This is a genomic window from Streptomyces sp. NPDC057950 (assembly GCF_042887295.1).
GTDB lineage: Bacteria > Actinomycetota > Actinomycetes > Streptomycetales > Streptomycetaceae > Streptomyces > Streptomyces kaempferi.
In genome coordinates this window covers 155738-178873 of record NZ_JBHVPP010000001.1, presented here as the reverse complement: position 1 = coordinate 178873, position 23136 = coordinate 155738, and the positions used below count along the sequence as shown (strand labels likewise).

Sequence of the window (23136 nt, the reverse complement as noted above, 5' to 3'; positions counted from 1 at the left end):
GACGCCCTACCCGTGATCCTCCGCCTCGGCGCGCGGGCCGCCCTCACCCTGGGCAGGTGACCCGGCGCCCGGCCGGCCGTCCACCGGTGTCATCGCACCGGCATCGATCCGGGCCGGTGTCATCGCACCGCCTCGCACCCGCATCGCCGCGGGTCACAGCAGTCCCAGTTCGCGCGCACGGCGCACCGCCTCGTTGCGCCGGTTCACCGCGAGCTTCCGGTGGACGCTCTTGAGGTGGGTCTTCACCGTGTTCACCGACACGTAGAGGTCGGCCGCGATCTCCTCGGTGGACATCATCTCGGCCAGCCGCCGGAGAACGTCGAGTTCGCGCCCGCTCAGTTCCTCCACGACGAGCGCCGGAGGAAGGGACGGAAGCCGGGGAGGATCGCCGTCGTGGGTCGGACCGGCCTGGAGCCAGCCCTCGGCCAGCGCCCGGAGCGGCGCCTCGCCCAGCGGTCGCCCGATCCAGGGTCCGGCGTCGAGAAAGGGGCGCCGCAGCCGCTCGCGGCGGGCCTCGACGAGCGCGCGGGCGACGAGCCCGCGGGCGGTCACGGTGTCCCCCGCCTCTTCCGCGGCCTGGGCCCGTACCAGCGTGGCCCGCACGGTCAGGGCGGGACCCGTCCGGCCCGGCCGGCCCTCCAGGTGAAGACGGTCGAGGATCCCGATCGCCTCGCCGGGGTGGCCCGCCGCGAGCTGGACGCGCGCGGCCTGTACCGCGCAGGCCGTCTGGCCGTCCGGTACCCGGCGCAGCGCCTCGGCGGCTCTCTCCGTACGTCCCTCGGCCAGGTGGACGGCGGCGGCGACCAGCGCCGCGTGGCCGTCCGCCCAGGGTGAGGCCACGGCGGCGGGGATCGCGGCGCACGCTGCCGTCAGCGCGGCTCCCGCCCTGCCGCGGGCCAGCAGCAGCCCGGCCGCCGTGAGGGCCCGGCCCGCCGCCGTCACCGGATCCCGCGGCCCGCGCCCGGCGTCGGCCGACTCGTCCAGGAGGGCTTGGGCCCGGTCCAGCTCGTCGCGGTCGACGGCCACGGCCGCCAGCACCAGCCGGCCGAGGGTGGAGCCTGACGACCGCCGCGGGCCGAGGTGCTCCGTCCCGGCCGTGGCCGCGAGGGCCTTGCTCTCCGCCCGGCCGGGCCAGCCGTCCAGGTAGTCCATGAGCGCAAGGTGCGCCAGGGACTCCTCCCGGGGCAGCCCCGCCGAAACCGTGCCGCACGGGTCGGCGACCGTGGACAGGGCGGCGCGCGCCTCCTCGAAGCGTCCCGCCCACACAAGCGTCGAACCAAGATGGGTCAGGAGCAGGGCGGAGAGTTCGGGATGCCGCTCCAGGAGGTGGGCGGGGACCGCCTGCCGCAGCTCCTCGGCGGCCACCGCCGCCGTCTCCGCGTTCGCGGGGGAACCGGCCAGCCGGGCCGCCAGCGCCTCGAGCAGGGCGCAGCTGAGCCGAGCCGGGCCGAGGTCCGGGCCCGTCCCGGCCGGACCCTCCTGGGCCGCGCCCTCCGCTGCCAGGCCCTCCCGGGCGTGACGCAGGTGGGCCAGGCCACGGTCGAGGTCGTGGCGGGCGAGGTCGCGGGCCGCCCGCACGAGGTCGGTCGCGGGGCCCGTGGCCTCGGGCCCCATACGGGAGAACAGCGCGGTCAGGTCCTCGGAGCGCAGTCCGGTGAAGAGCTGCCCGATGGCCAGGTCGTCGACCAGGGCGGCGGCGGTGAATTCCCAGTCGCCCGCCGCGGCCCCGTGCGCGAGTGTCTCGGGGAGCGATCCGGACCGCCGCAGCCAGCGCGCGGCGCGCCGGTGGAGTTCGGGTTCGAGTCCGGGAGAGCGGACCCTGAGATGGGCGCGGAGGATCTCCCCGAACAACGGGTGGAGGCGGTACCAGGAGTGTCCGAGGCTCTCGACGAACGCGTTCTCGCGGTGCAGCCCGGCGAGGATGGGCTCGGCGTCGGCGCGCTCCGTCAGCGCGTTCGCCAGTTCGGGGCAGAAGCGCTCCAGGACGCTGACGCGCAGCAGGAGGTCCTGGGTCTCGGCCGTGCGCCGCTTCAGCACTTCGGCCAGGAGATAGTCGGCGACCGTGCTCTGCCCTGCCTCGAACTCCTTGAGGTAGGTCTCCGGGTCCGGGGCCTCCCGTGCGGCCAGGGCGCACAGGCGCAGGCCGGCGGCCCAGCCGCGGGTGCGGTCCACGAGTGCGCGTACGCCGGCCGGGGGCAAGTGGAGACCGTGCGTGTCCAGGAGGGCGGACGCCTCCTCGGGGGTGAAGGCCAGCTCGGCGTCGCGTATCTCCGTCAGGTCCCCGGCCGCGCGGTAGCGGTGCAGCGGCAGCAGCGGTTCGGTGCGTGTGACGAGGATCAGGCGCAGGCCCTGCCCGGCGTGGTGGAGCACGAACTCCAGCTGCTCGGCGATCTCGGGGGCGGTCACCCGGTCGTACTCGTCGAGCACGAGGATCACGGGCCGGTCGCGGCCGCTCAGTTCGGCGGCGAGACGGGCCGGCAGTTCGTGGTCGACCCCGTTCGCGTCCGCGGGGCGGGGGATCCCGGGGGGCACCGGCACTCCGGAGGCGTCCAGGGCCTGGAGGAGGTACGCCCAGAACATCCCGGGGCCCTGACCCGCCGCGTCGGTGGTGAGCCAGGTGACCGGCCTCCCCAGGCCGGCGGCCCAGTCGGCGACCAGCAGGGTCTTGCCGGCCCCGGCCGCTCCGTTGACCATCGTCAGGGGTGTCAGGAGAGCCTCGTCGAGGTGCGCGGTGAGCCGGGCGCGGCGCAGGAAGGTGGCGGGTCTGGTGGGCAGGGCGAACCGCGTGCGCAGAAAGGGGTCGCCCAGGGGATCGACCTGTGCCGGAGCCGGAGCCGGACCCGTACCGTTCTCGTCGAGGGCAGCCACGGCGCGCACCACCGCTTTCCGTCAGGTCTCGGGCAGCGTTCCCTCCCTCACGATCCCAGCTTTTCCGCAGGTACGCGGATCGGGCGTGGTCCGGCGGTCGCTGCGTGAGGTCCGCCCGGCGGCCCCTTCGCGAGGCCGATGCCCCTCCGTGAGGCCGGTCCGCCGGTGCGCGCGCGGAGCCGGACGGGTCCGGCCGGGTGGTCTCCTGGTGGGGCCGTGCCTCCCCGCGTCGCCGCTTTCGATTCGTGCAACCCTCTCGCAACCTGCCGGATGGTCGGATGCACGGTGGCCCGCCCCGCTCTCCACCACGGCCGGCTCCCGCCCCTGTCACCGTTCGTCCCCGACCCGACGGAGATCCCCGATGGACGTCGTCCCGCGCGTAACGCTCACTCCGGCGGCCGCCGACCTGGTGCGGCGGCTGCGGGCGGTCCACGGCCCGCTGATGTTCCACCAGTCGGGCGGCTGCTGCGACGGCAGTGCGCCCATGTGCTATCCGGCGGGCGAGTTCCGCACCGGCGGCTCCGACATCCTGCTCGCGGAGCTGGAGGTGGAGGGGCTCGACGAACCGGTGACGTTCTGGATGTCGAAGAGCCAGTACGAGCTGTGGAGTCACACGCGGCTCACCGTCGACGTCGTCCCGGGCCGGGGCAGCGGCTTCTCGCTGGAGGCTCCCGAGGGAGTGCGCTTCCTCATTCGCTCCCGCGTCGTCGGCTGAGGGCCGCCTCGCCGGGCATCGCCCTCCGGTCGACGCCCCTTGATCGCGGCGCGTTCGACGGGACGTCAGGGGCCGCTGTCGCACGCCGTGGCGGACGGTTCAAAACCGTACCGGCGATTCTCCCGGCATGCAGCGCGCCCACCGGTGCCGCCCTGGCGGGAGGCGGCACCGGTGGGCGCGGCTCGGGCCGTCTGCCCGACGGCGTCGGCGTCGTCCCACGGGACTGAGGTCAGGGATGCAGACTGCTCACGATGTCCGCCGTGGCCGTGAGCCCGTTCTGGATCGTCGGCGCCATGCTGCTGCCCGACAGGAAGAAGCCGAGCAGGACGCACACCACCGCGTGCGAGGGCTTCAGCGCGCCGTTGCGCAGGAACACCACCGCGAGGATCAGCAGCAGTACCACCACAGAGATGGAAATGGCCATCGTCAACCTCCTCCGCCACGTCGACACCGCGGCTTTCGGCGGCAAGTGTCGCGTAGCGGAGGGTTCGTCCGGGCGGCTGACGTGTCCTCCGAACGTGTGGTGTCTATGACCGCTCGTGCGGCTGTTCGCGTGTCCGTTCGTGTGTGTCGAGGAACGCCTCGAGTCCGGCGAGGTCGTCGGTGTTGAAGAAGTCGACGTCGGCGGCCAGCAGTTCGCGCCACAGCGCGTCCCGGGCCGGTCCCGCGAGGTCGGGTGTGGCCCAGAACCGCACCTTCTGCCGACGTGAGTGCGCCGCCGCGATGATCTCGCGCAGTTTCGCGCGCTCCGCCTCGGGGAACGGGCCGTCCCCGAGCCAGGTGAAGTTGAGTGTCCAGTTGTCGCTGATGAGCGGGACGAAGGACGCGGTCGCCGCGCTGCCGAGGTCGGTGAGCCGGCCGTCGTAGAAGGCACGCCGCAGGTTCTGCGCCTCCATGGGGGTGCGGGCGGCGCGGTCGCCGGAGATGACGGCCGTGACCGGACCGGGGCGCACCCGGCCGTGGTCGTAGGTCGTGAACAGGTTCGGGAAGCGGCGCAGATGACGGTCGAGTTCGAGGTATGTCGAGGAGCCCTCGGTCTTGATGTCGATCAGGAGCTGCAGCGGCCTGCGGTAACCCCGGTACACGGAGCCGTGGTTGGCCCTGACCCGGGAGACGAGCGGGTCGAGGTAGAGCGCTTCGAGGGTGCGGGTCGGATCGAGATCGACGGGATCGTGGGCGACGAGGAGCTGGTTGCCGACGAGGTAGATGTCGGCCTCGACGCTCCCGAAGCGGTGGGCGAGGGCGTCGAACAGGGGACGCGGGTGGTCGTAGTCGTTGTGGGCGTGGGCGCGCCACAGCGGGCGCCCGCCGTGTCCCCGTTCGTCGGCTCGCGCGTGCACGGCGGGCAGCGCGACGGCGCCCGCGAGGGCGGCGCCGAGGGTGGTGAGGGCTCTGCGACGGGTGGTGCGGTCCATGCTCTGCCTCCCTGGAAGTGCCGTACCGGATACCGGCGAGTATGAGGCGCGCGAAAGCCAAGGAGCGGTGAGGTGTGGGGAGTTGGCCGGACTGCCGTCATGGGTTCACTTCGTCGCGGCGGCGCACACCGGGAAGCCCGCCCCAGGTGGGACGGGCTTCACGTGAGCTTGGCGGTCAGGGCGCCTGGAGGTCGACCAGCCGCGCCAGTGCCTCACGGTGCGCGCCCGCCGTGCCGTAGGCGATCGAGTCCGCCTTCGCGCGCTTCAGGTACAGGTGGACCGGGTGCTCCCAGGTCATGCCGATGCCACCGTGCAGCTGGAGTGCCTCCTCGGCGGCGTGGACGGCGACCGGGGCGGCGTACGCCTGGGCGACGGCGACCGCCACGTCGGTGTCCGCGCTGCCTGCCGCGAGCGCGTCGGCGGCGTTGCGGGCGGCGGCCCGCGTGTTGACGACCTCGAGCCACAGCTGCGCGAGCCGGTGCTTGAGCGCCTGGAAGCCGCCGACGGGCCGGTTGAACTGCTTGCGTTCCTTGAGGTGGCGGACCGTCTCCGTGAGGCACCAGTCGGCGAGCCCGAGTTGCTCGGAGGTGAGCAGTCCGGCGCCGGCCCGCAGGCCCCGTCGTACGGCGGGTCCGGCGTCGCCCAGTCGGCGGCCCCGCACCCCGTCGAGGGTGACCGTGGCGAGCGGCCGGGTGAGGTCGAGCGAGATCTGCGGTGTGACCGTGACGGCGCTCGCGTCCACCGCGTACAGGCCGCCGTCCGCCGCCGGGACCAGCAGCACGTGCGCCGCCGTCGCGTCCGCGATCCCCGTCACCTCGCCGTACAGCAGGCCGTCTTCGTCGCGTACGGTCCGGTGGGCACCGTCCGGTGCCGTGGAGAGGGCGACGGCGAGCGCGCCGACGGTCCGCCCGGACGCCAGCTCCGTCAGCAGGGCGTCGACGTCCTCCCCCGTGCAGGCCAGCAGCGCCTCGGTCGCCACGACGGCGCTCGTGAGATAGGGCACGGGAGCGACGGCTCGGCCCAACTCCTCCAGGACCACGGCGACTTCACGGTGGGTGGCCCCCTGGCCGCCCAGCGCCTCGGGCACCAGCAGGCCCGCCAGGCCCATCCCGTCCGAGAGCGCCTTCCACAGCGCGGGGTCGTAGGGCGTGTCCGACTCCGTGCGGGCGATGACACGGCCGGCGTCGCAGTGGTCGGCGAGGAGGTCGCGCACGGCGGCGCGCAGCGCCTCTTCCTCCTCCGAGTACAGCAGATCGGGTTGCGTGCCCTGCGTAGTCATCGGGCGAGGTCCTTCCACGCGACGTCCTTGTCGGTGCGCGGCTCGGACGGCAGTCCCAGCACGCGTTCGGCGACGATGTTCAGCAGGACCTCGCTGGTCCCGCCCTCGATGCTGTTGCCCTTGGAGCGGAGGTAGCGGTAGCCCGCGTCGCGGCCGGTGAAGTCGACCAGCTCGGGGCGGCGCATCGTCCAGTCCTCGTACAACAGGCCCTCTTCGCCGAGGAGTTCGACCTCCAGGCCGCTGATCTCCTGGTTGAGCCGGGCGAAGCCGAGCTTCAGGCCGGAGCCCTCGGGGCCGGGCTGTCCCGCGACGAGCTGCTGGCGCAGCCGCTCGCCGGCGAGTCGGCCGACCTCGGACTCGACCCAGAGCTTCAGCAGCCGCTGGTGCAGGTCGTGGGTGCGCAGTCCGGGCCGCTCGCGCCAGGTCTTCGCGACCGGGCCGATCATCCCGCCCTCGCGCGGGATGCGCATGCCGCCGATGGACACGCGCTCGTTCATGAGCGTGGTCTGCGCGACCCGCCAGCCGTCGCCGACGTCGCCGAGGCGGTGGCTGTCGGGGATGCGTACGCCGGTGAGGAAGACCTCGTTGAACTCGGCCTCGCCGGTGATCTGGCGCAGCGGCCGTACCTCGACGCCCGGGTCGGTCATGTCGCAGACGAAGTAGGTGATGCCGCGATGCTTGGGGACGTCCGGGTCGGTGCGGGCGATGAGGATGGCCCAGCGGGCCAGATGGGCGCTGGACGTCCAGACCTTCTGGCCGTCGACCACCCAGTCGTCGCCCTCCCGGACCGCGCGCGTACCCAGCGCGGCCAGGTCCGATCCGGCGCCGGGCTCGCTGAACAGCTGGCACCAGACCTCCTCGCCGACCCACAGGGGCCGCAGGAAGCGCTCCTTCTGTTCCCGGGTGCCGAAGCCGAGGATCGTCGGCGCGGCCATGCCGAGGCCGATGCCGATGCGCCGGGGGTCGTTGTCGGGTGCGCCCGCGGCCTCGAGTTCGGCGTCCACGACGGCCTGGAGGGTGCGCGGGGCGCCGAGTCCGCCGAGGCCCTCGGGGTAGTGCACCCAGGCGAGTCCGGCGTCGAAGCGGGCCTCCAGGAAGGCCGTCCGTCCGGTCTCCAGGGGCGGGTGGGCGGCCAGCAACTCCCTGGTGCGGCGGCGCAGTTCGGTGGCGTCGGGCGCACCGCCCCGGTGTGCGGCGTCGGTCATGCCGAGGCTCCGTTCTCAAGTGAGGGCAGCACGGCGACCCGGCCCGTGGTGACGCCGTCGGCGACGCGCTGCACGGCCGCGGCGGCACCGGCCAGCGGCACCCGCTCGCTGATCAACGGCTTGATCGAACCCCGCGTGGCGAGTTCGGTGAGCTGCTCGTGACAGTGCTGGATCAGCTTGGGGTTCTTGGTGCCGTACAGGCCCCAGTGCAGACCGAGGATCGAGTAGTTCTTCACGAGGGCGTGGTTCAGCGCCGGGCTGGGGATGGTCCCGCTGGCGAAGCCGACGACGACGATCCGGCCTTCGAAGGCGACGACCTTGGTGGACTGGGTGAAGGCATCGCCACCGACGGGGTCGTAGATCACGTCGGCGCCCCGGCCGCCGGTGGCCTCCTTCACGGCGGCGATGACGTCCTGGCCGCGCCGGTCGATGACCACGTCGCAGCCCAGCTCCCGGGCGACGGCGACCTTGTCGGCTCCGCCGACGACACCGATGACGGTGGCCCCGGCCGCCTTGCCGAGCTGTACGGCGGCGCTGCCGACGCCGCCCGCGGCCGCGTGCACGAGCAGGGTCTCGCCCGCTTCGAGGCCGGCCCGGCGGTGCAGACCGAACCACCCCGTCTGGTACCCGATGTGCAGGGCCGCCGCCTCGGCGTCGTCCAGGGCGTCGGGGGCGGGCAGCAGGGCGGCGGCGTCCGCGACGGCGTACTCGGCGAATCCGCCGTAGGGCAGTGCGGGGTTCGCGAGCACGCGGCGCCCGTCCTCGGTCTCGCCGCAGATCTCGACGCCGGGTGTGAACGGCAGCGGCGGCCGGACCTGGTAGTGCCCGCGGCACATCAGCGCGTCCGGGAAGTTTATGTTCGCCGCGCGCACCTTGAGCAGGACCTGTCCGTCACCGGGGACCGGCCGCTCCACGTCCTGGAGCCGCATCACCTCGCTCGGTTCGCCGAGCTGGTGCACTTGCCATGCCTGCATGCGGGGCCTCCACGGGACTGCTTCGTCTGACCGGGGTCGACCGCATACTAAGCGGTCGCTTGCCGATCGGGGAACAGTCTCGTGCGTCACGCGCGCGAAAGGGCCCGTCTCACCGGCGGGTCGGCCGGGCCCGTACGTGCATCCGCTCCCCCTGCGGCCCGAACAGGCTCAGGAACTCCACCGGCCCCTCCCCCGTCGACCCGAACCAGTGCGGAACACGCGTATCGAACTCGGCGGCCTCTCCGGCCCCCAGCACCACGTCGTGCTCGGCCAGCACGAGTCGCAGCCGCCCGGAGAGCACGTACAGCCACTCGTAGCCCTCGTGGGTCCGCGGGTCCGGGTCGAGCTCGCGCTGCGGTTCGAGCACCTTGTACGCCTGGAGTCCGCCGGGCTGCCGCGTCAGGGGCCAGTGCGTGCGGCCGTTGCGGACGATCGGTTCGGAGCGGACGCGCGGGTCGCCGACCGGCGGCGCTCCGACCAGTTCGTCGAGCGCCACCTGGTGGGCGCGGGCGATCGGCAGCAGCAGTTCCAGACTGGGCTTGCGCAGCCCGGACTCCAGACGGGAGAGGGTGCTGACGGAGATCCCCGTCACCTCCGACAGCCCGGCCAGCGTGGCACCGCGCTCCTTCCTGATCCGGCGCAGCCGGGGTCCGACGTCGGCGAGGACTTCATCCGTGGTCATACGGGCATTGCAGTTTCGGCAAAGCCGTTTGTCAATCCGTGAACGGTCGGGCGACGGTCTTCTCGGAGGTGGTCACCATGACCGACAAGTACGAGGCCGTCGTGGTCGGAGGCGGCGCGGCCGGGCTGTCCGCGGCTCTGGTGCTGGGACGGGCACGGCGCCGCACGCTCGTCGTCGACGCGGGCGAGCCGCGCAACGCGCCCGCCGCGCATCTGCAGGGCTATCTGACCCGGGACGGCGTGCCGCCCGCCGAGTTCCTCGCCCTGGGACGCGAGGAGGTCGCGCGCTACGGGGTCGAACTGGTCCGGGACCGGGCCCTCGACGTGATCCGGATCGGCTCCGGGGACTTCCGGGTGACGCTCGAGTCCGGGCGGACGGCGTACGCGCGACGGCTGGTCCTCGCCACCGGGCTGGCCGACGAGCTGCCGACGGTGCCGGGTGTCGCCGAGCGCTTCGGGCGGGACGTGCTGCACTGCCCGTACTGCCACGGCTGGGAGGTCCGCGACGAGGCCTTCGGGGTGCTGGCCGGTTCGGCGACGGGTGTCCACCAGGCGCTGATGGTCTCCCAGTGGTCGAAGGACGTCACCCTGTTCCTGCACGAGGTGGCCGAGGAGGAGCTGTCGCCCGACGACCGGCGCCGGCTCGCCGCCGCCGGGGTCGCCGTGGTGCCCGGCGAGGTCGCCGCGCTCGTCGTCGAGGAGGACCGGCTCACCGGGGTCCGGCTCACGGACGGCTCGTCGCACGCCCGTTCGGTGCTGTTCGTGGCTCCGCGCGCCGTCCCCCGCAACGACCTCTTCGAGCGGTTGGGGGCCGAGCTGCGCGAGACCCCGTTCGGCACGTATCCCGTGGTCGACGAGACCGGGCTGACGAGCGTGCCGGGCGTCTGGGCGGCGGGCAACGCGGCCGCCTTCGCCGAGCAGGTGGTGAACGCCGCGAGCGCCGGTTACCGCGCGGCCGCCACCCTCAACGGAGAGCTGCTCTTCGCCGACCTCGACGCCGTCCCGCGACGGGACTGAACGCCGGGGTGTGGACCGCCCGTCCGCGTTGCACCATGGCTGCATGCTGCTGAGCCGGCTCGCCCACGTGTCCCAGGAGGTCGCCGCCGCCTCCGCGCGGTCCCGGAAGATCGCTCTGCTCGCCGAGCTGTTCCGGGACGCCGACGCGGACGACGTACCGATCGTGATCCCGTATCTCGCCGGGCGCCTACCGCAGGGGCGGCTCGGCATCGGCTGGAAGCTGCTGAGCCGTCCGGTACCGCCCGCCGCCGAGGCCACGCTCACCGTGCGGGACGTGGACGCCCGGCTGACGGAGATCGGCGCGGTGACGGGCACCGGCTCGCAGGCCGCGCGCGGACGTCTGGTGGACGCCTTGCGGGCGGCGGCCACCGAGAGCGAGCAGCGCTTCCTGTTCGGGCTGCTCACCGGCGAGGTGCGGCAGGGAGCGCTGGACGCGATCGCGGTGGAGGGGCTCGCCGGGGCGACCGGCGCGCCCGCCGCCGACGTACGCCGGGCGGTGATGCTCGCCGGGTCGCTGCGGACGGTGGCGCGGGCGCTGCTCGCCGAGGGCCCCGGGGCGCTGGACGGGTTCCGGCTCACCGTCGGCCGTCCGGTGCTGCCGATGCTCGCGCACAGCGCCGCGTCCGTGTCCGAGGCCGTCGACAAGCTGGGGGCGTGTGCCGTCGAGGAGAAGCTCGACGGCATCCGGGTACAGCTCCACCGCGACGGCGACGACGTACGGATCTACACCCGCACCCTCGACGACATCACCGACCGTCTCCCCGAACTCACCGCGGCCGCCCTGCGGTTGCGGGACAGCCGGTTCATCCTGGACGGCGAGGTCATCGCACTGGACGAGGACGGGCGACCGCGTTCCTTCCAGGAGACCGCCGGTCGTGTGGGCTCACGGGTGGATGTGGCCACGGCCGCGCGGAGCGTACCCGTCTCACCCGTCTTCTTCGACGCCCTCTCGTCGGACGGCCAGGATCTGCTGGACCTGCCCTTCGCGGAACGGCACGCGGCGCTCGCGCGTCTGGTGCCCGAGCCGATGCGGGTGCGGCGCGCGCTCGTCGAGGGACCCGCGGACCTCGCCGCGGCGGAGGAGTTCCTCGCCGACACCCTGCGCCGCGGCCACGAGGGAGTCGTCGTCAAGGCCCTGGACGCGACGTACAGCGCGGGCCGCCGCGGCGCCTCCTGGCTGAAGGTCAAACCCGTGCACACCCTCGACCTCGTGGTCCTGGCCGCCGAGTGGGGCCATGGGCGGCGCACCGGAAAGCTCTCCAACCTGCACCTCGGCGCGCGTGCGGGGGACGGGTCGTTCGTGATGCTCGGCAAGACCTTCAAGGGCATGACGGACGCGGTGCTGGCCTGGCAGACCGGGCGGCTCCAGGAGCTGGCCGTGGGGGACGACGGCCATGTCGTGACCGTACGCCCCGAACTCGTCGTCGAGATCGCCTACGACGGCCTGCAGCGGTCGACCCGGTACCCGGCCGGTGTCACCCTCCGCTTCGCCCGCGTGGTGCGCTATCGCGAGGACAAGACCGCCGACGGGGCGGATACCGTCGCGGCGCTGCTCGCCGCGCATCCGGAGGTGGCCCCGTGACGGGGAGGCGCAGCGCGGGACTGCTGCTGTACCGGCGCGCCGAGGACGGCCTTGAGGTACTGCTCGGCCATATGGGCGGCCCGTTCTTCGCCCGCCGCGACGCCGGGGCGTGGACCGTGCCCAAGGGCGAGTACGAGCCCGACGAGACCGCCTGGGACGCCGCGCGCCGCGAGTTCCGGGAGGAACTGGGACTGCCCCCGCCCGACGGGGTTGCGGTGCCGCTCGGCGAGGTCCGGCAGGCGGGCGGCAAGGTCGTCACGGCCTGGGCGATCGAGGCGGACCTCGACCCGGCGACCGTGGTCCCGGGCACCTTCGAGATGGAGTGGCCGCCGAGGTCGGGGCACCGCCAGGAGTTCCCCGAACTGGACCGGGTGGAGTGGTTCGGCCTGGACCGGGCGCGGGCCGTCATGGTTCCGGCGCAGGTGGCGTTTGTGGACCGGCTGGCGGAGCACCAGGACTGAGCAGCCCCCTTCGCGTTGCGCCGCGCCCCGGCGCGCGCGAGGGTCGAGGAACAGCCCGCTCCAGGAGGTCGGCCATGCCCATCGCGACGGTGAACCCGGCGAACGGCGAGACGCTCAGGACGTACGACGCGCTCGGCGCCGAGGAGATCGAGCGCAGGCTCGAGACGGCCGAGACCACGTTCCGCACCTATCGCACCACGTCCTTCGCCGAACGGGCCGACCTGATGCACCGGGCCGCCGACCTCCTCGACGCGGACCAGGACGCCATCGGCCGGGTGATGACCACGGAGATGGGCAAGCCCGTCAAGCAGGCCCGCGCGGAGGCCGCCAAGTGCGCGAAGTCGATGCGCTGGTACGCCGACAACGCGGCCGCGCTGCTCGCCGACGAGCTTCCCGCCGACTCCGACGTGAAGGACTCCGGCGCCTCCCGCGTGCTGGTGCGCTACCGCCCGTTGGGCCCGGTCCTGGCCGTCATGCCGTGGAACTTCCCGCTCTGGCAGGTGATCCGGTTCGCCGCGCCCGCGTTGATGGCGGGCAACGTCGGCCTGCTCAAGCACGCCTCCAGCGTGCCGCAGACCGCCCTCTACCTGGAGGACCTGTTCCGTCGGGCGGGCTTCCCCGAGGGCTGTTTCCAGACGCTTCTGATCGGCTCGGGCGCCGTCGAGGACGTCCTGCGCGACCCACGGGTCAGGGCGGCGACGCTCACCGGGAGTGAACCTGCCGGGCGCGCCGTCGCGTCGGTGGCCGGGGACGAGATCAAGAAGACGGTCCTCGAGCTCGGCGGCAGCGACCCGTACGTCGTGATGCCGTCCGCCGACGTCGACCGGGCGGCACGGACCGCCGTGACCGCGCGGGTGCAGAACAACGGGCAGTCGTGCATCGCCGCCAAGCGGTTCATCGTCCACACGGACGTGTTCGACGCCTTCGCCGAGCGCTTCACGGCGGGCATGGCGGCCCTGAAGGTCGGCGACCCGCTGGACGAGGACACGGACGTCGGTCCGCTCTCCAGCGAGCAGGGCCGTCGCGATCTGGAGGAACTCGTCGACGACGCGGTGGAGAACGGTGCGAGCGTCCTGTGCGGCGGTGAGCGCCCCGAGGGGTTCGGCGAGCGCGGCTGGTACTACGCGCCGACCGTCCTCGCCGACATCACCCCCGAGATGCGCGTCCACCAGGAGGAGACCTTCGGTCCCGTCGCCACGCTGTACCGCGCCGCCGACCTGGACGAGGCGGTGGCACTCGCCAACGACACGCCGTTCGGCCTGAGTTCGAACGTGTGGACGCGCGACGAGAGCGAGATCGACCGGTTCGTACGGGATCTGGAGGCGGGGGCCGTGTACGTCAACGGGATGACGGCCTCGCACGCGGCGTTCCCGTTCGGCGGGGTGAAGCGGTCCGGCTACGGTCGCGAGCTCGCGGAGCACGGGATCCGCGAGTTCTGCAACATCACCACGGTATGGCACGGAGCGTGAGCGTTCCACGGCTACGATCCCCTGTGTGAACCGCGAAGTTACCCTGCCTCTGATCGTCGACGACCGCGGCACGTTGCAGGTGGCGGCCGCCGACGTCAGCAAACTGCTGCGCACGCTGGGCGGCCGGTGGCTGCGTCTGGTGGAGGCCGGCGAGGGCGGGCTCGACGAGGACACGGTGGCGGAGCTGACCATCGAACTCGCCAAGCTCGCCGACCGGATCGATGTGGCGTGCATCGCCCACAGCAGCGGGGGCGCCTCCGGCTAGGGTCGGAGGGGTGGGGTTGTGGGTGACAGGGGTGTCTTCTTCGGGTGCGGGTCCGTCGTGGCTGTGGCCGGGTGCGCAGTTCCCCGCGCCCCTCAAAGCCCTACCCGACCCTGCGCCTCTCAAAGCACCGCCTGACCCCCACGGCCCTCAGAGCCCCGCCTGACCCTGTGCCCCGAAAAGCCGGGGACCGGCCCGCGCCCCGGAAGAGTTGAGCCGGTCCCGCCCCCTCAAGCCGGGGGCCGCTCCGCGGCGCGGTCCCGGGAGCGGGGCTCGAACCGGGTCCCGGAGTGCGTGGTCGTTCGTTCACCGGGGTGCCTGGCGCCCGGTGCGACCGTGATCCCGGCGGCGCGGGCGCCGACGGTGTCCGGCCCCGAGGGCGTGTCACGCCACGCGTTGGTCCTGTTCCCACAGGGCGTGCCTGGCGCCCGGTGCGACCGTGATCCCGACGGCGCCGGCGCCGACGGTGCCGGGCCCCGAGGGCGTGTCACGCCACGCGTTGGCCCTGTTCCCACAGGGCGTGCCTGGCGCCCGGTGCGACCCTGATCCCGACGGCGCCGACGGTGCCGGGCCCCGAGGGCGTGTCACGCCACGCGTTGGTCCTGTTCCCACAGGGCGTGCCAGAAGGCGGTCTCGTAGGCCTGGAGCAGACACCCGTGGTGATGTGCCCGGCCCTCGTCGATCCGGTCGGCCCCCAGCCCCTCCTGCACGGCGGCGAGCGCCCGCTGCCGCAGTTCCGGCGCGGGCTCGGCGAAGTGGTCGAAGAAGCCGCAGGCCTCGTCGTCGAAGCCGTAGTGATGGCGCAGGGCCTCGGCGATCGTCCCGCAATAGCCGCCCCAGGCCGCGAAGTTGGCGGTCAGGGCCAGGACCACGTCAGCGGGTGAAGCGTTCATGGCGAGCCAGGCGACATACGCGGGATAGCTCTGACAGCCCGCGAGCGGCTCGTACGCCGCCCTTCTCGCCTCGTCCGCCCCGCAGGCGTCGGCGTAGGCGGCCAGCCGGTCCAGGGCGAGGGCCTCGCCCTCCGCGAGCTCGGTGAAGAAGGCCGCGCCGTCGGGTCCGGTGTCCGGCCGTTCGGCCAGATGCAGGAACGCCCGGCGGTCCGCGGGAATCACATGGCCCTGTTCCAGGGCGAGGGCGGTGAGCGTGGAGCGCCGCGCCGCGCCCCGGGCGATCAGCGGCAGCAGCCGGTTGGCATGGGGGTCCGGGGCGAGTTTCCCGGCCGTGCGTTCCAGCAGCTCCCTGGCCGTGCGCGCCATGACGTACTCCTTCGATTCGCCTGTCCGGGGGACCTTCCACCAGCATCCCACTTCGTCCCGAAATTCCCCGCAATGGAGTAGTCCGACGCGATATCCCCACGCTTCCGGGTGATCGTGGGTGGACCACCCTTCGCATCGTGGGTGATCCATCCTTCCGCCGGGGGACGCGAGTTCCCCGGAAGGCGAAAGAAGGCGCGCTCAATGGCGACTTTGTGCAAACCCTCGGTCTCCGTCCCGGAACACGTGATCACGATGGAGGAGACGCTGGAACTGGCGAGCTCCCGCCACCCGGACCACCCCCAACTGCCGCTGGCACTGCGACTGATCGAGAACACCGGTGTCAAGACCCGGCACATCGTGCAGCCCATCGAAGAGACGCTCAAGCACCCCGGCTTCGAGGACCGCAACAAGGTCTACGAGAGCGAGGCGAAGGCCCGCGTCCCCGCGGTCGTGCAGCGCGCGCTGGACGACGCCGAACTCCTCACCACCGACATCGACATGATCATCTACGTGTCGTGCACCGGGTTCATGATGCCCTCGCTCACGGCCTGGCTGATCAACACGATGGACTTCAGCAGCGACACCCGGCAGATGCCCATAGCCCAGCTGGGCTGTGCCGCGGGCGGCGCCGCGATCAACCGGGCGCACGACTTCTGCACCGCCTACCCCGAGGGCAACGCCCTCATCGTGGCCTGCGAGTTCTGCTCGCTCTGCTACCAGCCGACCGACCTCGGCGTCGGCTCCCTGCTGTCCAACGGACTGTTCGGCGACGGCATCGCCGCGGCCGTCGTCCGGGGCCGCGGCGGAACCGGGATCAAGCTCGAACGCAACGGCTCGTACCTGATCCCCAAGACCGAAGAGTGGATCATGTACGACGTCCGGGCCACCGGTTTCCACTTCCTGCTGGACAAGCGGGTGCCGGGGACCATGGAGCCGCTCGCCCCCGCCCTCCACTCGCTCGCCCGACAGCACGGCTGGGACGCCTCCGACCTGGACTTCTACATCATCCACGCGGGCGGCCCGCGGATCCTCGACGACCTCAGCAAGTTCCTCGAGGTCCCGCCGGACGCCTTCCGGTTCAGCCGGGCCACGCTCACCGAGTACGGCAACATCGCCAGTGCCGTCGTCCTGGACGCCGCGCGCCGGCTGTTCGACGAGGGCGGCGCCGAGCACGCCTCGCGCGGACTCCTCGCGGGCTTCGGTCCCGGCATCACCGCCGAGATGTCTCTGGGCCGCTGGAACAACGACGGGGAGCCGGCATGAGCGGCATGACCGAAGAGACGATCGCCGAGGCGGTCCCGGCCGTCCGCGACTGGCCCGCCCTCGACCTGTCCGGCGTGGAGTTCGACCCCGTGCTGGCCGAGCTGATGCGCGAGGGCCCGGTCACCCGGGTCAAGCTGCCCAACGGCGAGGGCTGGGCCTGGCTGGTGACCCGCCACGACGACGTGCGCATGGTCGCCAACGACCCCCGGTTCAGCCGTGAGGCGGTCATGGACCATCCGGTCACCCGGCTCGCCCCGCACTTCATCCCGGCCCGCGGAGCGGTGGGTTTCCTCGACCCGCCCGACCACACCCGGCTGCGCCGCTCGGTGGCCGCCGCCTTCACGGCGCGCGGGGTGGAACGGGTCCGCGAGAAGTCCCGGCGGCTGCTCGACGAGCTGATCGACGAGCTGCTCCAGGACGGTCCGCCCACCGATCTCACCGAGACGGTCCTCGGCCCCTTCCCGATCGCCGTCATCTGCGAGCTGATGGGGGTGCCGGCCATCGACCGGCACACCATGCACAGCTGGACCCAGTTCATCCTGTCCTCCTCGCACGGCGCCGACGTCAGCGAGAAGGCGAAGAACGAGATGGGGTCCTACTTCGCGAAGCTCATCGGCGACCGCGGGGGCAGTACCGACGAGGACGTCACCTCGCTGCTCGGCGCGGCCGTGGGCCAGGGCGAGATCACCCTGGAGGAGGCCGTCGGACTCGCCGTCCTCCTCCAGATCGGCGGCGAGGCGGTCACCAACAACTGCGGGCAGTTGTTCTTCCTCCTCCTGACCCGCCCGGACCTGGCCGAACGGCTGCGGGCCGAGCCGGACATCCGCCCACAGGCCATCGACGAACTGCTGCGCTACATCCCGCACCGCAGCGCGGTGGGTCTGTCCCGCATCGCGACCGAGGACGTCGACATCAAGGGCGTACGGATCCGGGCGGGCGAGGCGATCTACGTGTCGTACCTGGCCGCGAACCGCGACCCGGAGGTCTTCTCCGACCCGGAGACCATCGACTTCTCCCGCAGTCCCAACCCGCATGTGGCGTTCGGTTTCGGCCCGCACTACTGCCCGGGCGGAATGCTCGCGAGGCTGGAGTCGGAGCTCCTGGTCGACGCCTTCCTCGACCGGATGCCGGGCCTGCGGCTCGCCGTCGCCCCGGAACAGGTCCCGTTCAGAAAGGGAGCGCTGATCCGCGGCCCCGAGGCCCTGCCCGTCAGGTGGTGAGCGGACGATGACCGCGCCCGAAGGACTCCTCGTACCGCCGGGTCACGGCCGGGTCGTGCGGACGCCCGCCCAGCACGTGACGTTCAAGGTGACCGGCTCGCACTCCCGCACGGCCTCCACCTTCGAGGTACTGGTGCCGCCCGGGTTCGACGTGGGCGCCCATGTGCACACCCGCAGCGAGGAACTGTTCTACGTGCTCGAAGGCGAGCTGGACGTGCTCGCCTTCGAACCCCGGATCCGCACACCCGACAACTGGCAGAAGTGGGAGTCGCGTTCGGGCAGCCGGGTGGTCCGGGCGACACCCGGCACGGTCATCGTCGTCCCGCCGGGCTGCCCGCACGCCTTCTCCAACCCCACCGAGACACCGGCGAAGTTGTTCTTCCAGGCGTCACCGCCGCCGGACCACGAGCGCTACTTCGAGGAGCTGCTGGAGATCCTGGGCAACGGGGGCCCACCGGATCACGCGGCGATCGAGGCGCTGCGCAAGCGGTACGACATCGAACAGCTCACCCCTCTGAAGCACCGGTGAGGCCGGCGCCCCGCTCTGAAGCACCGGTGAGGCCGGCGCCCCGCCACTACCGGATCGGCATCCCGGAGAGCGTCCTCGCGATCACCAGCCGCTGGATCTCGCTCGTACCCTCGAAGATCGTGTAGATGGCGGCGTCCCGGTGCATCCGCTCCACCGGGTACTCGCGGGTGTAGCCGTTGCCGCCCAGGATCTGGATCGCCTGTCCGGTGACCTTCTTCGCCGTCTCACTCGCGAACAGCTTGGACATCGATCCCTCGGCCGCCGTGAACGGCCTGCCGTTGACCGCCATCCACGAAGCACGCCACACCAGCAGGCGCGCCGCGTCGATGGAGGTACGCATATCGGCGAGCTGGAACGCGACACCCTGGTTGTCGATGACCGGCCGCCCGAACTGCTCGCGGGTCATCGCATAGTCGAGGGCGACCTCGTACGCGGCGCGGGCGGTGCCCACCGCCATCGCGCCGACGGCCGGACGGGACGCCTCGAACGTGGCCATCGCGGCGTTCTTCACGCGCTCACCGCCACCCGCCCTGGCCCGCTCACGGGCGCGGGCGAGCCGCTCGTCCAGCTTCTCCTTGCCGCCGAGCAGGCAGGAACCGGGGACACGGACGTCCTCCAGGACGACCTCGGCGGTGTGCGAGGCGCGGATACCGTGCTTCTTGAACTTCTGGCCCTGCGAGAGACCGGGGGTGCTCGGCGGCACGATGAAGGAGGCGTGGCCCTTGGAGCCGAGGTCCGCGTCGACGACCGCGACGACGACGTGCACGTTGGCGATACCGCCGTTGGTCGCCCAGGTCTTGGTGCCGTTGAGGACCCATTCGTCCTTGGCCTCGTCGTACACGGCCCGGGTGCGCATGGAGGCGACGTCGGAGCCGGCGTCGGGCTCGGAGGAGCAGAAGGCCGCGACCTTGACATCGTTGGCATCCCCGTACATCTGGGGAATCCAGGTACCGATCTGCTCCTCGGTGCCGTTGGCGAGGACGCCCACGGCGGCGAGACCGGTGCCGACAATGGAGAGCGCTATGCCCGCGTCGCCCCAGAACAGTTCTTCCATGGCCATCGGTATTCCGAGGCCGGTGGCGTCGAAGTACTGCTGGGCGTAGAAGTCCAGGGAATAGATTCCGACCTTCGCGGCTTCCTGGATGACCGGCCAGGGAGTCTCCTCACGCTCGTCCCACTCGGCGGCCGCGGGGCGGATCACATCGGCGGCGAACCCGTGGAGCCAGTCGCGGACCTCCTTCTGTTCGTCGTTGAGCTCCATGGTGAACTCGGCCATGTCCCCTCCAGCGGTGCACTAAAATGTTACTTGCGGTAACTGGAGTCTGTTACTGACCAGTAGAGAAAGTCAACTCCCGAGGCCCGCCCGGCAGCCCGTTCGATGTGCATGGGCTGATGAGTGTTAGTTTGCGCAGGCGTCACCGAATCACCATGGGTGGGGAGAGATCATGGACACCACACAGCGGACCGATCAGCAGAGGTCCGCCGACCGCCGCCGGCGAGAGCTGCTGGAGGCCGCGGACAGAGTGGTGCTCCGCGACGGCCCCGGCGCCTCGATGAACGCCATCGCCGCCGAGGCGGGCATCACCAAGCCCATCCTGTATCGGCACTTCGGCGACAAGGGCGGTCTCTACGCGGCGCTCGCCAAGCGGCACACCGACGCCCTCCTCGGAGCGCTGCGGGCCGCGCTGGACGCGCCCGCCGAGCGCCGGGAGCGGGTGGAGGCGACCCTCGACACCTATCTGGCGGCCATCGAGGCACGCCCCCAGGTGTACCGCTTCCTGATGCACCCCTCCGAGGGCGGACAGCCGGGTGACCCGGGCTTCGACGTGGGCAAGCACTCCGCGCCGCTGCTGCGGCGCATGGGCGAGGAACTGGCCGAGGTCATCGAGGAACGGGTGGATCTCGGTCCGGGCAGTCAGCAGCTGGCGCGCGTGTGGGGCCACGGGATCGTCGGCATGATGCATGCCGCCGGGGACTGGTGGCTGGGCGAGCGGCCGTGCACACGCGCCGAGTTGGTGCGGAGCCTGGCCGATCTTCTGTGGGGCCGGCTGGCCGCGGCGGGAGACCGTGTCGGAGGTCCCGGGTTCTGAGGCCGGGCGACGAGGCTCACCCGCCCCAAGGCGCCCGCGCCGCCTGCCGCATCACCCGGTGCCGGCGCCACCCGCTCAGCCGGTCCACGTAAAGGCCACCCTCCAGGTGGTCGTACTCGTGCTGCAGGCACCGGGCGAACCATCCCGTGCCGTGCACCCGCACCGGCTCCCCGTCCGCGGTGAACCCCTCGACGACGGCATGGTCGTACCGTTCGGTGCCCGCCTCCAGGCCCGGCAGTGAGAGACAGCCCTCAGGACCACGCAGGACCACACCATCCGCCTCGACAAGACGTGGGTTCACCACATGTCCCAGATGACGGACCTCGTCGTCGTCCGGGCAGTCGTACACGAACACCCGCAGGGCCGCACCGACCTGGTTGGCGGCGAGGCCGACGCCCCGCGCCGCGTACATCGTCGCGAACATGTCCTCGACGAGCCGGGCCAGTTCGGGGCCGAAGTCGGTGACCTCCTCGCACGCCGCGTGCAGGACGGGGTCGCCGAGCAGGGTCACCGGGCGGACGCGCCCTCGGGAGCCGGGGATGGAGCCGTGTCGCATGGCGGCAAGGGTACGGTCCTTACTGGCGCGCGAACGTCGCGCGGGCACCGTCGTGGTGCCGCGATTCGGGCACGTGAGTGGATCTCGATAGGCTGAGGCCCACACGGTGCCGGGGGCAGAGGCGCGGCGCGTACGCAAGGAGGATCGAGAAACGATGTCAGGCAACTCGGACCCGCTGACGCCGCGGGCCAAGCTGGCCGTGACGGCGGGCAAGGCGGCGGCGGCCGTCTCGCGGGCCGCCGGACGCGGCAGCGGATCGGTGATCGGCGGCCGGGTGGCACTCAAGCTCGACCCCGACCTGCTGGCCAGGCTCGCCACACACCTGGACGTGATCCTGGTGTCGGCGACCAACGGCAAGACCACGACCACCCGGCTGATCGCGGAGGCACTGGGCGCCGCGGGCCCGGTCGTGTCCAACGCGCTCGGCGCCAACATGCCCGCGGGCATCACCTCGGCGCTGGCCGGCGGCTCGGAGGCCAAGTTCGCGGTCATCGAGGTCGACGAGAAGTACCTCTCCGGTGTGGCGCGCGACACCGACCCGAAGTGCATCGCGCTGCTCAACCTCTCCCGCGACCAGCTCGACCGGGCCGCCGAGACCCGGATGATGGCCGAGCACTGGCGTGAGGGTCTTGCCGGTTCCAAGGCCGTCGTGGTCGCCAACGCCGACGACCCCCTGGTCGTATGGGCCGCGTCCTCCTCGCCGAACGTCATGTGGGTGGCGGCCGGTCAGATGTGGAAGGACGACGCCTGGTCCTGCCCGTCCTGCGGCGGTGTCATGCAGCGCCCCGGCGACGACTGGTTCTGCGGCGACTGCGGTTTCCGCCGTCCGACGCCGACCTGGGCGCTCTCCGGCGACCACGTCCTCGACCCGCACGGCTCCGCCTGGCCGATCCACCTCCAGCTGCCCGGCCGTGCCAACAAGGCGAACGCCGCCTCGTCGGCCGCCGTCGCCGCCGTCTTCGGAGTGCCCCCGCAGGTCGCCCTGGAGCGCATGTACCAGGTGCAGGCGGTGGCCGGACGCTACGACGTGGTGCAGTTCATGCAGCGCGACCTGCGTCTGCTGCTCGCCAAGAACCCCGCGGGCTGGCTGGAGACGTTCTCCCTGATCGACCCGCCGCCCACCCCGGTCATCCTGTCCGTGAACGCGCGGGGCGCCGACGGCACCGACACCTCCTGGCTGTGGGACGTCGACTACACCCGGCTGACCGGGCACCCGATCTTCGTCCTCGGTGATCGAAAGCTCGACCTCGCGGTGCGCCTCGAGGTCGCCAACCAGTCCTTCCAGGTCTGCGAGACCCTCGACCAGGCCGTGCAGCTCGCGCCGCCCGGCCGCATCGAGGTCATCGCGAACTACACCGCGTTCCAGGATTTGAGGCGTCGTGTCGGCAACTGAGCCACGGAGGACGAAGAGAATGAGTGACAACAGCCTGCGTCTGGTGTGGATCTATCCGGACCTGCTGAGCACCTACGGTGACCAGGGCAACGCGCTCGTCGTGGAACGCCGGGCCCGCCAGCGCGGACTCGACGTCGCCCGCCTCGACGTGCGCAGCGACCAGCCGATCCCCACCTCCGGTGACATCTATCTGATCGGCGGCGGCGAGGACCGGCCGCAGCGGCTCGCCGCGGAGCGGCTGCGCCGCGACGGGGGCCTGCACCGCGCGGTCGGCAACGGCGCGATCGTCTTCTCGGTGTGCGCCGGCTACCAGATCCTCGGCCACGAGTTCATCAACGACCTCGGGCAGCGCGAGCCGGGCCTCGGTCTGCTCGACGTGGTCTCGACGCGGGGCGAGGGAGAGCGCTGCGTCGGCGACGTGCTCGGCGACATCGACCCGCGCCTGAACCTGCCGCAGCTGACCGGTTTCGAGAACCACCAGGGTGTCACCCACCTCGGCCCCACCGCGCGCCCGTTCGCGCAGGTGCGGCTCGGCAAGGGCAACGGCACGGGCGACGGCACCGAGGGCGCGTACAACGACACGGTCTTCGGTACCTACATGCACGGGCCCGTGCTCGCCCGTAACCCGCAGATCGCCGACCTGCTGCTGAAGCTGGCGCTCGACGTGAACGCGCTGCCGCCGATCGACGACCGCTGGTACGAGGCGCTCCGGGGCGAGCGCATCGCCTCCGCCCAGCAGCCGGCCTGAGCCGACCGGCCACCACCGGGACGCGCCACCGCGTGAACCGGCAGTCCGGCAGTCCGGCAGTCCGGCAGTCCGGGCATGACGTCCACAGGGCGCGCTTGAGGGAAACCTCAAGCGCGCCCAAGGTGTTTACGGCACGGTGTGCGCAAGAGC

The 23136-nt window shown here is 72.2% G+C and carries 22 protein-coding genes; 12 read left to right on the top strand and 10 right to left on the bottom strand.

Translation table 11 applies throughout. From position 1 onward, the window contains the following. Positions 1-153: 153 nt before the first annotated feature. Entirely contained in the window at positions 154-2868 is a 2715-nt protein-coding gene (locus ACFVTC_RS00855) for a LuxR C-terminal-related transcriptional regulator (protein WP_390122548.1), read from the bottom strand. A 361-nt stretch (positions 2869-3229) separates the two neighbouring features. Here ACFVTC_RS00855 and ACFVTC_RS00850 point away from each other — a divergent pair, with 361 nt between their 5' ends. Beyond that, positions 3230-3583 carry a DUF779 domain-containing protein gene (locus ACFVTC_RS00850; RefSeq protein WP_390122545.1) on the top strand — a complete coding sequence of 118 codons (354 nt, stop codon included), beginning with the start codon at positions 3230-3232 and terminating at the stop codon, positions 3581-3583. 229 nt (positions 3584-3812) lie between these two features. On the opposite strand, the gene ACFVTC_RS00845 is transcribed toward ACFVTC_RS00850, so the two are convergent. The 6 genes from ACFVTC_RS00845 to ACFVTC_RS00820 form a co-directional block, all read right to left on the bottom strand. Further along, positions 3813-4007, bottom strand: a complete 195-nt coding sequence (locus ACFVTC_RS00845; protein ID WP_148008049.1) for a hypothetical protein — start codon at positions 4005-4007, stop codon at positions 3813-3815. Positions 4008-4110: 103 nt separating this feature from the next. Then, a complete protein-coding gene (locus ACFVTC_RS00840) occupies positions 4111-4998 on the bottom strand; it encodes a phosphatidylinositol-specific phospholipase C/glycerophosphodiester phosphodiesterase family protein (RefSeq protein WP_390122543.1) in 888 nt (295 codons plus the stop codon). Positions 4999-5173: 175 nt separating this feature from the next. Further along, on the bottom strand, positions 5174-6277 hold the full coding sequence (locus tag ACFVTC_RS00835; RefSeq protein WP_390122540.1) for an acyl-CoA dehydrogenase family protein: 1104 nt from the start codon (positions 6275-6277) through the stop codon (positions 5174-5176). Further along, positions 6274-7482 (bottom strand): acyl-CoA dehydrogenase family protein, encoded by a 1209-nt coding sequence (locus tag ACFVTC_RS00830; protein WP_390122538.1) that lies wholly within the window; start codon positions 7480-7482, stop codon positions 6274-6276. Before ACFVTC_RS00830 ends, ACFVTC_RS00835 begins: the two co-directional genes overlap by 4 nt. Beyond that, the gene (locus tag ACFVTC_RS00825) at positions 7479-8456 is read right to left on the bottom strand and encodes an NADPH:quinone oxidoreductase family protein (protein ID WP_390122536.1); all 978 of its coding nucleotides are present in this window, start codon (positions 8454-8456) and stop codon (positions 7479-7481) included. Before ACFVTC_RS00825 ends, ACFVTC_RS00830 begins: the two co-directional genes overlap by 4 nt. Positions 8457-8565: 109 nt before the next feature. Next, positions 8566-9138, bottom strand: coding sequence for a helix-turn-helix domain-containing protein (locus ACFVTC_RS00820; protein WP_390122534.1), 573 nt, complete (start codon positions 9136-9138; stop codon positions 8566-8568). A gap of 77 nt (positions 9139-9215) precedes the next feature. On the opposite strand from ACFVTC_RS00820, the gene ACFVTC_RS00815 reads away from it, so the two are divergent. The 5 genes from ACFVTC_RS00815 (at position 9216) to ACFVTC_RS00795 (ending at position 13931) form a co-directional block, all read left to right on the top strand. Further along, on the top strand, positions 9216-10154 hold the full coding sequence (locus ACFVTC_RS00815; protein ID WP_390122532.1) for an NAD(P)/FAD-dependent oxidoreductase: 939 nt from the start codon (positions 9216-9218) through the stop codon (positions 10152-10154). A 43-nt stretch (positions 10155-10197) separates the two neighbouring features. Next, on the top strand, positions 10198-11736 hold the full coding sequence (locus ACFVTC_RS00810) for an ATP-dependent DNA ligase (protein ID WP_390122530.1): 1539 nt from the start codon (positions 10198-10200) through the stop codon (positions 11734-11736). Then, on the top strand, positions 11733-12197 hold the full coding sequence (locus ACFVTC_RS00805; RefSeq protein ID WP_390122528.1) for an NUDIX domain-containing protein: 465 nt from the start codon (positions 11733-11735) through the stop codon (positions 12195-12197). The genes ACFVTC_RS00810 and ACFVTC_RS00805 overlap by 4 nt, the downstream gene beginning before the upstream one ends. 74 nt (positions 12198-12271) lie before the next feature. Continuing rightward, positions 12272-13666, top strand: a complete 1395-nt coding sequence (locus ACFVTC_RS00800; RefSeq protein WP_390122526.1) for an NADP-dependent succinic semialdehyde dehydrogenase — start codon at positions 12272-12274, stop codon at positions 13664-13666. Between the two features lie 25 nt (positions 13667-13691). Continuing rightward, positions 13692-13931: a DUF6213 family protein gene (locus ACFVTC_RS00795; RefSeq protein ID WP_390122524.1), complete on the top strand. Its 240-nt coding sequence runs from the start codon at positions 13692-13694 to the stop codon at positions 13929-13931. Positions 13932-14512: 581 nt separating this feature from the next. Here ACFVTC_RS00795 and ACFVTC_RS00790 read toward each other — a convergent pair. Next, entirely contained in the window at positions 14513-15187 is a 675-nt protein-coding gene (locus ACFVTC_RS00790) for a transcriptional regulator (protein ID WP_390122522.1), read from the bottom strand. 144 nt (positions 15188-15331) lie between these two features. Between ACFVTC_RS00790 and ACFVTC_RS00785 the strand changes: the two genes are divergently transcribed. The 3 genes from ACFVTC_RS00785 to ACFVTC_RS00775 are packed head-to-tail and all read left to right on the top strand — an operon-like array spanning position 15332 to position 18199. Next, entirely contained in the window at positions 15332-16450 is a 1119-nt protein-coding gene (locus ACFVTC_RS00785) for a type III polyketide synthase (protein ID WP_390123720.1), read from the top strand. A gap of 5 nt (positions 16451-16455) precedes the next feature. Continuing rightward, positions 16456-17670 (top strand): cytochrome P450, encoded by a 1215-nt coding sequence (locus ACFVTC_RS00780; protein WP_390123718.1) that lies wholly within the window; start codon positions 16456-16458, stop codon positions 17668-17670. A 7-nt stretch (positions 17671-17677) separates the two neighbouring features. Continuing rightward, positions 17678-18199: a cupin domain-containing protein gene (locus ACFVTC_RS00775; RefSeq protein ID WP_390122520.1), complete on the top strand. Its 522-nt coding sequence runs from the start codon at positions 17678-17680 to the stop codon at positions 18197-18199. Positions 18200-18245: 46 nt separating this feature from the next. Here the strand turns inward: ACFVTC_RS00775 and ACFVTC_RS00770 are convergent, their stop codons facing one another. Next, entirely contained in the window at positions 18246-19475 is a 1230-nt protein-coding gene (locus ACFVTC_RS00770; RefSeq protein ID WP_390122518.1) for an acyl-CoA dehydrogenase family protein, read from the bottom strand. 169 nt (positions 19476-19644) lie between these two features. On the opposite strand from ACFVTC_RS00770, the gene ACFVTC_RS00765 reads away from it, so the two are divergent. Beyond that, complete coding sequence (locus tag ACFVTC_RS00765; RefSeq protein ID WP_148008033.1) at positions 19645-20289, top strand: TetR family transcriptional regulator; 645 nt, start codon at positions 19645-19647, stop codon at positions 20287-20289. A 16-nt stretch (positions 20290-20305) separates the two neighbouring features. On the opposite strand, the gene def is transcribed toward ACFVTC_RS00765, so the two are convergent. After that, positions 20306-20845: a peptide deformylase gene (def, locus tag ACFVTC_RS00760; RefSeq protein ID WP_390122516.1), complete on the bottom strand. Its 540-nt coding sequence runs from the start codon at positions 20843-20845 to the stop codon at positions 20306-20308. A gap of 154 nt (positions 20846-20999) precedes the next feature. On the opposite strand from def, the gene ACFVTC_RS00755 reads away from it, so the two are divergent. Both ACFVTC_RS00755 and ACFVTC_RS00750 read left to right on the top strand, forming a co-directional pair. Then, positions 21000-22238, top strand: a complete 1239-nt coding sequence (locus ACFVTC_RS00755) for a MurT ligase domain-containing protein (RefSeq protein ID WP_390122514.1) — start codon at positions 21000-21002, stop codon at positions 22236-22238. A gap of 19 nt (positions 22239-22257) precedes the next feature. Beyond that, positions 22258-22986 carry a type 1 glutamine amidotransferase gene (locus tag ACFVTC_RS00750; RefSeq protein WP_168526968.1) on the top strand — a complete coding sequence of 243 codons (729 nt, stop codon included), beginning with the start codon at positions 22258-22260 and terminating at the stop codon, positions 22984-22986. Positions 22987-23136: the final 150 nt, after the last annotated feature.